The following is a 12771-nucleotide window of genomic DNA, read 5'->3' as shown; positions in this document are numbered from 1 at the left end:
TGTACACTAAATATATTATATATCCCATATTGATACATGTAGGAATACTAGTGTTATCACATCATTTTTCAAAACGTTGATTAAAATATCAATTCCCACATTAAAATATCCTTACAAATTAATCATAAAATACAAACACATCTTTAATACATATCACCACTCTAAATCATCATAAAATTTTCATCAAATATAAACAAGCACCTAACTCAGCTTTACAAACACATATTATCCTTGAAATTTGATGTATGTAATTTGTATAATTTTAGTTTGAAAGTTTTTATACGCTTACAAGTTTTACAAAATTAGTTTTTACACAAGTTATGTAATATTTACAATATAATTCAATAATATAGATTCTAAAACTTTGCCGCCAAAATACTATTCTTAGTTAATAATCATGTATAAGTCCTCTTGTTTACATAGGTAACATTAAACAATAAATTTGTATAATTTTTATGACTTAATATTTAAACCTTTATATAATAATATAACATAAACATGCAGTTTTTAATATATTTAACTTATATTATCAATACATTTGTTATTCCCAAGATCTAAAAAATCGCAAATAAGATTTTATAACAAAATATACACCTGTATGCTATGTCGTTATAGTTTTACTTAAAAACTATTTGCATAAATAAATTTATAACAAATAAAATACTCAATACTACATTTTATAAGTTTAAAGTACATATTAATTCCGTTCTTATAAACAAGATTGTTAAATCACACTAACATTTCAATTATGAGCACTAGAACAATACCACATAAAGTATACACAATATAAAAAGTTTAATAATTATACAATTACAAAACTGCATTTTTAAACTTAGATAAAAGTTATTAAATTAACAAGGTGCGTTGACACACAAGACAAATTTATTTAGAATTAAAAACCATAGCACTTGTAGCGCGGTTGTGGTGGAATTGGTAGACACGCAGCGTTGAGGTCGCTGTGGTTTAAAAAAGACCTTGGAAGTTCGAATCTTCTCAACCGCACCATTGTAATATTTGAGCACAATATGGAAAACTTACTAAATAATTTTAATTCCAATAAATACATTATCAAAAAATCTATAGCAGAATTAAGATCTAACATTCCGGTACTATTATACAATAATAAAAATAATCTGCTTGTTTTTCCAAGCGAATTAATTGATAGTCAAGTATTACACAAAATACAAAAATATTGCGAACCTGAAAGTGCTTATATATTAATCACTGGAAATAGACTGAATTTTATTCATCAATCGTCAGGAAATCAGCTTTCTAGGATTACTCTTAAAAAGTCCTACACTATAGATTATATATCTAACCTATTAACAGGAAAAGAATTACACGATAAACACGATCTTATCGATATCAATAGTACCACCATCAGTACAAATTCTTTAGATATAACAGCTATTTCTTTAATTAAGTTGACAAAATTATTACCCTCAGCAGTCATAATTGATATCAAACATCACGATATATTACAATGGTGTAACCAATATAATATCACTCCCATAAAACAAGAAATTATCGATAACTATAATCAAGAATATCAGTTATATGAAGTATGTAGTTCTCCGTTATTTTTAAAAAGTTGTTGTGATGCTAATGTAAACGCAAGCATAAATATTTACAGGTCAGATATAGGAGAACTTGAACATTATGCACTTATTATAGGAGAACCAGATTATAACAATCCACTTGTGAGAATTCATTCTTCATGTTACACAGGCGATTTGCTTAACAGTTTATCCTGTGATTGTCGTTCTCAATTACATACTTCTATAAAATTAATGATAGAAAACAAAGGTGGTATAATTTTATATCTAGCACAAGATGGTCGTGGTATTGGACTAACAAACAAAATAAGAACTTATCAATTACAAATCAAATATAACTTTGACACTGTAGATGCGAATAGGTTTTTTGGATTTGAAGATGATGAAAGAGTATTTATCGCAGCTGCAAAAATATTAAAAAAATTAGGAATCTTAAAACTGCAATTATTAACTAATAACCCTTACAAAAATGAAGAAATGAAGAAATACGGCATAGAAGTTACAAAAATATTACCTATTTTTGTTGACATAAATCAACATAATATTAATTATATCAATACCAAAGCTAAAAGACTGGGCCACGTTAGTTAAGAAAATGTTTTATGCTATTTTTACATATCATTGTTAATCTGATGTAAATAAATAGGGTATATATACGCTTTAGTGACTAACCGTGATAGATTTAGATCTTTTGATCTTTCTACCATAGGGATACAGTTTAAACTATAAGGTTAATGATACGTATGTTTAAATTTGGAAAAAAGAACAAGGTAAGCAAAGATAGTATATCACAAAATGAAAATTTGGATACACATAGCTGGCATGTTAGTCGTTATAGTTCCATTATAGTACAAAGGAATATCTTACTATTCCTTACCATGTTAGCACTATGTACAGTAGGAATTAGCGTTTTTGTTATTTCTAATATAAGCAAAAGTAGAACAATAGAACCATTCGTAGTAGAAATAGAAAAAAAATCCGGTATTACAACACTAGTAAATCCAATCTCAGTAAAACAATATTCAGCAGATGAAGTTCTAAACAATTACTTTATAATAGAATACGTCAGATCAAGAGAACTTTTTGATCCTAACAATTTTCAATACAATTATTATACAAAGGTTAGGTTACTTTCTGACCAAACAACATATGCAGAATTTCGTAGATGGACAAGATTAAGTAATCCAGCAAGTCCTTTAAATTTATACGCAAATGTAACTTCAGGAACCTTAAAAATTAGATCTTTACAACACTTACGCCCAGGAAATGTACAAATAAGATTTTCTTTAGAGTTTAATACTCCAAATGGAATAGTAAAAAAAGATAGGATAGCTACTCTGTCATTTCAATATGCAACTCTAGAAATGAACGAGCAAGAACGCCAAGTTAATCCTCTAGGATTTCAAATAACTTACTATAGGGCAGATGATGAATTTTTATAAAATTTTTACAGTATTATTAGCATTAGTTATAATAAGTAATAATCCATGTGCTGCTAATGAGAATAACAATCCTATAGCAGTAGATAGTAGAATAAAAACTTTTGTATACAGTGACAATGAAGTCTATGATGTAGTATTTAATTACGGCTATCACTCGTATATAGAGTTTTCAAAAGGAGAAACTATCAAAATGTTAGCAATGGGTGATACTGCAAGTTGGAAAGTTAGACCAATAGGGAATAAATTATTTATAATGCCATTAGAAAAAAATGGTAAAACAAATATGTTAATAGAAACTAGCAAAGGAAGAAGTTATGCTTTTGATTTAATATGCCGTAGTGAAAATAACTCCACTAATGACAAAAAGGAAAATGATGCTGGATATTCTGAATTAAGAGATTTAGCTTACATAGTACGTTTCTATTATCCAAAAACCGAAGAAGAATTTGAATTAAATAAAATAAAATTACCAGAAGTTTCTGTACCCAGAGTTAATAATGTAATAATAAAACCCAATTCCACAAAATATAATTATACTATAGACAACGCAACAGGAGATAATAAAATATCACCAGTAGAATTATTTGATGATGGTAAGTTGACATATTTTAAGTTTGCAAATAACAATCAAATTATTCCTCAAATATTTGTATATAATAGTTCTGGTCAAAAGGTACCCTGTAAAATGCTATTATTGCAAAATTATGTAATAATAAAAGGTGTACACAAAAATTTGTATATTCAGTATAAAAATGAATCCATAAACATTACCAACAAACATTTATAATAAAATTCATTATGGTACACTATGTCAGAAGAAAATCACAATAATAACAATACAGAACTTGAAGAAAGTGTCAATATTGTAGGAACACACAAAGGAAAAAAGGCTATTATAGTAGGAGCACTTATAGTTGTATCAGGATTAACCTACTATTTTTTTTTCAACGGCAAAAAAACAGATGATCCAAACAATACATCAAAGTCAACACAAGAAGTAGACATAGAAAAATTATTAAAAGATTCTACACCACCAGCTCAAGAAGTATCTCCAATGACAAATATTCCTCCTCAACTACCAGAGTTACCTCCTTTAGTATCACCATCTTTACCATCAATACCATCTATTGAAAAACCTAAGGTACTAGAAGTACCAAAAATTGTACAAAAAGAAAAAAAGCTACCTACACCTTCACAAAAAATTGAAACAAAACCAGAACCAGAAATAAAAATACCTTTACCGACCCAAAATAATGTAGAAATAGTTACCCCTATAACACCAACAACAGCAGGATATGATAAAGAAAGAAGAGCAACATCAATGCTTACTATGTCTGGAGGACAAAATATAACAGCTGAAAGTAGCAATGAAGAAGATACCGATTCTCAAAATAAAATTGGTAACTTTGTAGATTCAGTAATCTCATTTAAACCAACATCTTCTCCTAATGTAGTAGCAACAAAAATAAACAACTTAGAACTAACAATCTTACAAGGTAAAATAATTGATGTAGTATTAGAAACTGCAATCAATTCTGATTTACAAGGCACATTAAGGGGAATAGTAGCACGTGACGTCTATTCTGAATCTAATAACATAGTTATGATACCAAAAGGATCAAGATTAATAGGTAATTACTCATTCAACTCAAGTCCAGGAAAAACTAGGGTTAACATATCCTGGAATAGAGTAATTTTACCTCATGGAGTTGATATAGCACTCGACTCTAATGGAACAGACGAGTTAGGAAGACAAGGAGCATCAGGTGTTGTTGATACAAAAATTGGTAGTATATTAACTTCCACTATATTACTTGCAGGTGTATCTATAGCAACATCATATGTGACTTCAAAAATCCCTGAACTAAATGATCACCCAATTATAGAATTAAAGTCAAGTGAGGATAAAGGTAAGGATACAGAAGGCGAGGGTAAAGACAAAGATAAAGATAAGGATAAGGATAAAGAAAAAACAAAAACTACATTACCTGTAAAAATCTTATCTAAAGCAGTAGATGATTTCTCACAATCTATTAAGGATATTATACAAAAGTACACAAACAACAATCCTACAATATATGTTGATCAAGGTACTTTATTAAAAGTATTTGTTAACAAAGATATTGTATTTCCAAAGGAAGCAATACGTGAAATAAATGTGATAAACTAATATAATGATGAGAAGGGTTATATGACAACAAGTTATGCAGCTTTAAATACATACCTCGAACCATTACAGGCTCTCTTTCAGGAAGAAGGAGTAAATGAAATATCTATAAACCAAGAATGCGAGGTATGGATAGAAAATAGAGGAAACATACGTTGTGAATCCATACCAGTGCTCAATTTATCACATCTAAAAGCATTAGGAAGATTAATTGCTCAAGCTACAGAACAAAAAATTAGTGAAGAAAATCCCCTATTATCAGCAACTTTACCTAATGGTTATCGTATACAGATAGTTTTTCCTCCGGCATGTGAAGCAAATGCAGTAGCCATGTCAATAAGGAAACCATCAGCTATGCAACTTTCACTAGATGACTATGAAAAAATGGGAGCATTCGATCAAGCTATAACAGAAAACAAACAAAATAATATAGATATTCAACTAAATGAATTATTAAAGCAAAAAAAAATTAAAGAATTTTTAGAGCATGCTATATTGCACAAGAAGAACATAATAATCAGTGGTGGTACATCAACGGGAAAAACAACTTTCACCAATGCAGCATTACGCACTATACCCAAAGATGAAAGGTTAATTACCGTAGAAGACGCAAGAGAAATTGTTTTAAACAATCATCCAAACCGAGTTCACCTTATTACATCTAAAGGAGGACAAGGTAGGGCTAAAGTAAGTATTCAAGATTTAATAGAAGCATGTTTAAGATTACGTCCAGATAGAATAATAGTGGGAGAGTTACGTGGAGCAGAGGCTTTTAGTTTCTTAAGAGCAATCAATACAGGACATCCTGGGTCCATATCTACTTTACATGCTGATACACCAATGATGGCTCTTGAACAATTAAAACTAATGGTGATGCAAGCAGGTCTTGGTATTCCTCCTGATCAAATCATTAATTACATAACTAATATAGTAGATATTGTAATACAATTAAAACGTGGTTCATCAGGTGTACGATACGTATCAGAAATATTGTTCACTAAATCTTTACGGACAGATGATTAAATTAAATATATATATTTTATATAATGTAAGTTATTACTGTTATGGATAGTACAAGCGCAAATCATATTCGCAACATTTTATTTCTATTTCTAGGTGCATTTTTTGGTCTAGAGTTTTGTTTTTATTTATCAGGAGTACTATTTATTTTAATGGTATGGGGACCAGATTACCTAGATTTCAACACGATAAACCCTAGTTTTCACGACTTTCCAGATAGAATTTGGCCTACAATTTTTACATATGTAGAACACTGGTGGCATAATCCTTCATCATATGATGCAATACTGTTATCAAAACTAGGCGTTTCTTTAATAATACCAATAGGTATTCTAAGCACTATACTATGGAATTTAAGAAATATACTATTCGACTGGAGACCATTCAAGAAAAAAGAATCCTTACACGGTGATTCTAGATGGGCAACAGAAAAAGATATACGCAAAATAGGTTTGCGTAGTAGAAAAGGTATACTACTAGGAAAAGATAAAAGAGGATATTTAATTGCTGACGGTTTTCAGCACGCATTATTATTCGCACCAACCGGTTCTGGAAAGGGGGTAGGATTTGTAATACCTAACTTACTGTTTTGGGAAGATTCTGTAGTAGTACATGATATAAAATTAGAAAACTACGAATTAACAAGTGGATGGAGAAAGAAAAGAGGCCAAGAGGTCTTTGTATGGAATCCAGCACAACCAGATGGAATAAGTCATTGTTATAACCCATTAGATTGGATAAGTTCTAAACCTGGACAAATGGTCGATGATGTACAGAAAATTGCTAATCTAATAATGCCAGAACAAGATTTCTGGTATAACGAAGCACGTAGCTTATTTGTAGGAGTAGTACTATACCTACTAGCAGTTCCAGAAAAAGTAAAATCTTTTGGAGAAGTTGTACGCACAATGCGTAGTGACGATGTTGTATATAATTTAGCAGTAGTATTAGATACAATAGGGAAAAAAATTCACCCAGTTGCATATATGAATATAGCTGCATTTCTACAAAAAGCTGATAAAGAACGTTCAGGTGTAGTATCAACAATGAACTCATCTTTAGAGTTATGGGCAAACCCATTAATAGACACAGCCACAGCATCCAGTGATTTTAATATTCAAGACTTTAAAAGAAAAAAAGTTACAGTATATGTAGGTTTAACACCAGATAACTTAACTCGTCTTAGACCTTTAATGCAGGTTTTCTACCAACAAGCTACAGAATTTCTATGCAGGACTTTACCTTCAGATGATGAACCATACGGTGTACTTTTCTTAATGGATGAGTTTCCAACACTTGGAAAAATGGAACAATTTCAAACTGGTATTGCATACTTCCGTGGATATAGAGTCAGACTATTTTTAATAATTCAAGATACAGAACAGTTAAAAGGTATATATGAAGAAGCAGGAATGAACTCATTCCTATCAAATTCTACTTACCGAATTACTTTTGCAGCAAACAACATTGAAACTGCTAACCTAATATCACAGCTAATAGGAAATAAAACCGTTAATCAAGAATCTTTAAATAGACCAAAATTTTTAGATCTTAATCCAGCATCTCGTTCATTACACATATCAGAAACACAACGAGCTCTACTACTACCACAAGAAGTAATAATGCTACCTAGAGATGAACAAATACTTTTAATAGAATCAACTTATCCTATAAAATCAAAAAAGATAAAATATTTCGAAGACAAAAACTTTACAAAAAAATTATTAAAAAGTACTTTTGTTCCTACTCAAGAACCTTACGATCCTAATAATGTTAAACCAACATATAAAGAAAACGAAAATACCATACCAAGCCTTGAAAGTAGTATTCCTGACAATACAAATGATAGTCAAGAAAACGCAATGTATGAAAGCGTAGAAGAATCTGATAATTATGATGATGACGATTTTGATTTTGACGATTTAGACGAATACACAGATGAAGATTATAATCACGACTTTGATGACGATGACCATGAAAGTCAAGATGACATGTATGACCATCAGTTAGATGAATATGAAGACGATGAAATAGAAGATGAAGAGAAGATTGAAGAAGATATAGATGACAGTGACCAATACCAAAATGCACATTATTATGAGTATGAAAATAATAATGAAAACGGTACAGACCAGAATGAAGATCAATATGAAAATGAAGACAACAATAACACTGATATGCACATAGACGAAGAGACAGATACAGAAGATGCAGATTATTATGATGACGCTACAGCTGACGATGCTTTAGATCAAAACGAATACCATAATCAAGACTACGAAGAAGAAAAGCACAACAATAACAATAAGCAGGAAAGTGATTATCATCACGAAAATAATGACATTCAAGATGATAAAGAACAAGATGACAATCCACCTAAAAAGAGAAAATATTCTCGTAAGAAGAATCCAAGCTAAATAAGTACTAGCAGCTTATCTACAAGAAGAATATTGTTAAAACTTTTTTACCTTATAGTTTTAATCACTAGTAAACATATTCTATAATAAACTTTTATAGGTGATGTATACAGTATACAAGTAAAACACCCTAGATAAAACTCAATTAATCTGTAATGCAAATCCAAAGACATAAATAACAGTCAAGCTCGTATACACAAATTATCAGAAAAACTACATAATCAAATCTCTCATATAATACAAATTTATTAATAACATAATTATTATACTATCTACAAAAAAAGAAATTGTAAGTATACTCATTTGATAAACATACCATACACTTTTCTTACAAAAAACTATGGGCTATACCGTAAAAAATTAAATTCAATACACATAATTTACTCTACTTCTGTAGAACCTATGCAGCTACAAATATCATTATTGAACCATACCAAAAACCAAAGACGTATAAAACTATATTAAATATACATGACAAATTCTAAAAACTTGTTCAACTTTTTAACATACATATTTTGAGTTATATACGTAACAAATAACTTTTCTATAACTACAAAATAACAAAAATTACACACTATATGTTCTACACATACCTTAAACAAAAGTAAGTAATACCTTATAGAAAAGTATTACCTACTAATGCATTATATCGTCAATATAACTCTTCTTCTTAATATTTAAGCAAATGTGACATTATCAGAATGATAATGACAATTGTCATTGTGATGCATATCAGCATGTTCACCATGACGTAAACAGTTGTCAGCTACACCGGAGGTTTTTAGGTTACAACACTTCATAATACCATTATTATTATTAACAGAATTAATACCAAGCAATGTCATTTCTCGCTGAAACTCACACACAGTTTTGCCATCTACTACATTACATAAGTAATACTGCATAATAAGAGGTTTTTGTTCAATAAGACTAATCTGTATTTCTTTAGTTTCTACTACTGGAGCTTGAGGTACCGCTTCTTCAGCTTCTTCATTATTTGATGCAGACTCATGTTCCACTGGAGCTTCTTCAGGTGCCGCCTCTTCAGATCCTTCATCACCTGATGCAGACTCATGTTCCACTGGAGTTTCTTCAGGTGCTGCTTCTTCAGATCCTTCATCACTTGATGCAGACTCATGTTCCACTAGAGCTTCTTCAGGTGCCGCCTCTTCAGATCCTTCATCACTTGATGCAGACTCATGTTCCACTGGAGTTTCTTCAGGTGCCGCCTCTTCAGATCCTTCATCATCTGATGCAGATTCATGTTCCACTGGGGTTTCTTCAGGTGCCGCCTCTTCAGATCCTTCATTACCTAATACAGACTCATGGTGTACTGGAATTTGTGGTATTTCCTCTTTCAACTCTTGAGATAAAGAATGTTGTTCTTCTAATATCGAATTCGTCTTACTACCTTTACCTGACAATCGATTATACACTCCCCTTAATACCTGACTAAGAGCATTATCAAATACACCAAATAAATCATTAACACTTAATTTGTTTGAACTTAAACTATTATAATCATCAATATCCATACAATCTTCCTTAAAATATTAAAAACACTTGATACCCTACTTAAATCAGCTTTATATACGAACAATCAAATCTTATATAATTATGTTAGAATATAAAAACAGATTTAATTTGCTATTCTATATCACAACCAACAATTTATGATCAATAAAAAATATTAATTGAACTTATAAAGGAAAAACATTACAATAAAAACAATTACGGTACTATTAATAAACCTGTTATGACACATTTTATAACGGATAGGTGCATAAAATGTAAGTATACTGACTGCGTTGAAGTCTGTCCTGTAGACTGTTTTTATGAAGGGCCTAATATGTTGGTCATAGATCCAGATCAGTGTATAGATTGTGGTGTATGTATACCTGAATGTCCAATAGATGCAATCATAGCAGATGATTCTATAAAAGATGTTTTAGAATCTGAGGATAGTGCATTAAATGATGAGCAAAAAAGTTTTAAGAAGTTTTATGAAATAAATAGGGAGTTTTCTAAAAAGTGGAAAAATATAACTTCCCGCAAGTCAGCCCTTTCAGAAGCAGAATCTTATAAGTATAAGAAAAATAAGTCAATTTATTTTGAAGAAAATTTGAATACATAATGAGCTGCCTGCTATACAAGCATCATGCTATATTGCTTCTTAGAATTTAATAAGCAACTACAGCTTTAGAGTGTATTATCAAATAATAAATACAAAGAAAAGATATACATACTAGTAATTAATAATACCTTGTATTTCTAAACTACACTAGTATTTTTTATACTAATAATGATAATATCAATACTACGTCATCCTTAACATAGCATCCAAAGATTCTTTAGCCATAACACTAATTTTAGTATCTAAAGTAACTTCAGGATAACCATTTGTTAAACACAAATACAATTTTTCTAAAGTATTTAGTCTCATATGTGGACATTTATTACATGAACTACATACTTCATAAGAAGTACCAACTGTATAAAAAGTACTTCCAGAAGACATTTTCTTCATTTGATGAATAATCCCCTCTTCAGTCAACACAATAAATTCTGAATTAGGTCTTTCAGAAGAAAATTTTAACAATTGAGTCGTAGATCCAATAAAATGAGCATGTCTCAGTAAATGTTCTGGACACTCAGGATGCGCTAAAACATATGCTTTATTATGTCTAGTCATCATATTTATCAACTCTTTCTCGGAAAAACTTTCATGTACAATACAGGTACCAGGCCATAAAATAAATTTTCTATTAGTTCTCTTTTCTAAAAAACTTCCCAAAAATTTATCTGGAGCAAATAGAATTTTTTTATCTTCCGGTATCTGCCTTATAATCTTCTCAGCACTTGAAGAAGTACAAATTATATCAGAATATGCTTTTACTTCAGCAGAGGAATTTATATATGTAATTGAAACACAGTCCTTATGCAATTCACGAAATTTCTTAAAACTCTTAGCATCACAAGAATCAGCTAAAGAACACCCAGCATTTAAATCTGGTAATAGGACTTTTTTTCCAGGATTAATAATTTTAGCAACCTCAGCCATAAAATACACACCACAAAATACAATAATATCTGCTGTTGTACTTTCAGCTTTTCTAGACAATTCCAAAGAATCACCAATAAAATCAGCTATATCTTGTATTTCCGGGTCCTGATAATAATGAGCAAGAATCACTGCATTACTGTGTTCAGCTAAACTACGTATTTCACTCGATAGTTGTGCAACATTAAATTCTTTCATTACATTATCACTATAAAAAATCTATTTTTTAATAACTAAATACATAATATTCCACGAGTTAAAAACATAATCACCTAATGAATACATCTCACTATATATTCTTCCTAAGTCAAATATATTATACGATATATTATTATTATCCTTCTTCGCATATACTCCTGTAAGTTTCATATTTAACAAAAAAGCACGAAAAGACTTATGATATTGCTTATAACTTAAACAAAATAAATATTGTATTTTCAGGCCAAGTAAACTAACAACACCTACCACTTCATCTATTGAATAAAACTTGTTAAAAATTCCTCCAACTTTTTTAATTATAGTACTCAATTCTACTAAAGTACCATTGATTGGCATTGCTATGTATAACGTACTACCTGATTTCATAACTCTTATTAATTCTAGTAAAGATAAATTAATATCACAAGACCATTGTAAAACCATAGAAGCAATAATAATATCAAAATAATTTGCACAGAATGGCATCATATCAAAATTACAATTTACTGATAACTTATTATTTTTCTTATTAGCTAAAACACACATTTCATATGACAGATCTATCTGCACAAAATCATGCTCTGCTATATTTAATAGCTTACCAATATTACCAGTACCACACCCTATATCTAATATTCTATTCTTACCACCTTCTAGTTTTATAAGGCTACACATTTTATTTAAAACTATATTTTGTATCCAAGAAAACTCGTCATATGAATTTGCAGCACTATCAAATGCTTTTTGTACTTTTCTAGTAGTATAATCCATAACATATTGGTTGTTTAAGATGAAAAACTTTTAACTTCGAACAAAATCTAAATAATAAGATACCTAGAAAATAGCTTCCGTACTTATAAAAGTAAAATGTATTATAAAATAAAGACTTATCACACCAATGAATAACATT

10 protein-coding genes and 1 tRNA gene are annotated in these 12771 nt (G+C 30.0%); 8 read left to right on the top strand and 3 right to left on the bottom strand.

Annotation, left to right across the window (positions count from 1 at the left end; translation table 11 throughout):
• The first annotated feature begins 915 nt into the window (after positions 1-915).
• The 7 genes from EDL80_RS00170 (at position 916) to EDL80_RS00140 (ending at position 8602) form a co-directional block, all read left to right on the top strand.
• Positions 916-1005: transfer RNA gene (locus EDL80_RS00170), tRNA-Leu, on the top strand.
• 20 nt (positions 1006-1025) lie between these two features.
• Entirely contained in the window at positions 1026-2147 is a 1122-nt protein-coding gene (locus tag EDL80_RS00165) for a GTP cyclohydrolase II (RefSeq protein ID WP_158406207.1), read from the top strand.
• 152 nt (positions 2148-2299) lie between these two features.
• Positions 2300-2998 (top strand): virB8 family protein, encoded by a 699-nt coding sequence (locus tag EDL80_RS00160; protein ID WP_158406206.1) that lies wholly within the window; start codon positions 2300-2302, stop codon positions 2996-2998.
• Positions 2982-3785 (top strand): P-type conjugative transfer protein VirB9, encoded by an 804-nt coding sequence (virB9, locus tag EDL80_RS00155; RefSeq protein ID WP_158406205.1) that lies wholly within the window; start codon positions 2982-2984, stop codon positions 3783-3785. The genes EDL80_RS00160 and virB9 overlap by 17 nt, the downstream gene beginning before the upstream one ends.
• 21 nt (positions 3786-3806) lie before the next feature.
• Positions 3807-5168, top strand: coding sequence for a TrbI/VirB10 family protein (locus EDL80_RS00150; RefSeq protein WP_158406204.1), 1362 nt, complete (start codon positions 3807-3809; stop codon positions 5166-5168).
• A 21-nt stretch (positions 5169-5189) separates the two neighbouring features.
• Positions 5190-6188 carry a P-type DNA transfer ATPase VirB11 gene (virB11, locus tag EDL80_RS00145; RefSeq protein WP_158406203.1) on the top strand — a complete coding sequence of 333 codons (999 nt, stop codon included), beginning with the start codon at positions 5190-5192 and terminating at the stop codon, positions 6186-6188.
• Between the two features lie 41 nt (positions 6189-6229).
• On the top strand, positions 6230-8602 hold the full coding sequence (locus tag EDL80_RS00140; RefSeq protein WP_158406202.1) for a type IV secretory system conjugative DNA transfer family protein: 2373 nt from the start codon (positions 6230-6232) through the stop codon (positions 8600-8602).
• Between the two features lie 677 nt (positions 8603-9279).
• Here EDL80_RS00140 and EDL80_RS00135 read toward each other — a convergent pair.
• Positions 9280-10137, bottom strand: a complete 858-nt coding sequence (locus tag EDL80_RS00135; RefSeq protein WP_158406201.1) for a hypothetical protein — start codon at positions 10135-10137, stop codon at positions 9280-9282.
• Positions 10138-10358: 221 nt separating this feature from the next.
• On the opposite strand from EDL80_RS00135, the gene EDL80_RS00130 reads away from it, so the two are divergent.
• Positions 10359-10736: a ferredoxin family protein gene (locus tag EDL80_RS00130; protein ID WP_158406200.1), complete on the top strand. Its 378-nt coding sequence runs from the start codon at positions 10359-10361 to the stop codon at positions 10734-10736.
• A 183-nt stretch (positions 10737-10919) separates the two neighbouring features.
• Here the strand turns inward: EDL80_RS00130 and nadA are convergent, their stop codons facing one another.
• Both nadA and EDL80_RS00120 read right to left on the bottom strand, forming a co-directional pair.
• On the bottom strand, positions 10920-11861 hold the full coding sequence (nadA, locus tag EDL80_RS00125) for a quinolinate synthase NadA (RefSeq protein ID WP_158406199.1): 942 nt from the start codon (positions 11859-11861) through the stop codon (positions 10920-10922).
• A 21-nt stretch (positions 11862-11882) separates the two neighbouring features.
• On the bottom strand, positions 11883-12632 hold the full coding sequence (locus EDL80_RS00120; RefSeq protein ID WP_158406198.1) for a methyltransferase domain-containing protein: 750 nt from the start codon (positions 12630-12632) through the stop codon (positions 11883-11885).
• Between the last annotated feature and the right edge of the window lie 139 nt (positions 12633-12771).

The sequence above is a fragment of the Ehrlichia ruminantium genome, assembly GCF_009728835.1.
Classification (GTDB): Bacteria; Pseudomonadota; Alphaproteobacteria; order Rickettsiales; family Anaplasmataceae; genus Ehrlichia; species Ehrlichia ruminantium_B.
Note: the sequence above shows the minus strand (reverse complement) of the source record. Positions and strands in the feature narration are given on the sequence as shown.

Excerpts from the sequence above, each read along its gene's own strand:
- EDL80_RS00150 (WP_158406204.1), top strand. The coding sequence starts at position 3,807 with ATGTCAGAAGAAAATCACAATAATAACAATACAGAACTTGAAGAAAGT.
- EDL80_RS00135 (WP_158406201.1), bottom strand. The coding sequence starts at position 10,137 with ATGGATATTGATGATTATAATAGTTTAAGTTCAAACAAATTAAGTGTT.
- virB11 (WP_158406203.1), top strand. The coding sequence starts at position 5,190 with ATGACAACAAGTTATGCAGCTTTAAATACATACCTCGAACCATTACAG.
- EDL80_RS00165 (WP_158406207.1), top strand. The coding sequence starts at position 1,026 with ATGGAAAACTTACTAAATAATTTTAATTCCAATAAATACATTATCAAA.
- virB9 (WP_158406205.1), top strand. The coding sequence starts at position 2,982 with ATGATGAATTTTTATAAAATTTTTACAGTATTATTAGCATTAGTTATA.
- EDL80_RS00140 (WP_158406202.1), top strand. The coding sequence starts at position 6,230 with ATGGATAGTACAAGCGCAAATCATATTCGCAACATTTTATTTCTATTT.
- EDL80_RS00120 (WP_158406198.1), bottom strand. The coding sequence starts at position 12,632 with ATGGATTATACTACTAGAAAAGTACAAAAAGCATTTGATAGTGCTGCA.
- EDL80_RS00160 (WP_158406206.1), top strand. The coding sequence starts at position 2,300 with ATGTTTAAATTTGGAAAAAAGAACAAGGTAAGCAAAGATAGTATATCA.
- EDL80_RS00130 (WP_158406200.1), top strand. The coding sequence starts at position 10,359 with ATGACACATTTTATAACGGATAGGTGCATAAAATGTAAGTATACTGAC.
- nadA (WP_158406199.1), bottom strand. The coding sequence starts at position 11,861 with ATGAAAGAATTTAATGTTGCACAACTATCGAGTGAAATACGTAGTTTA.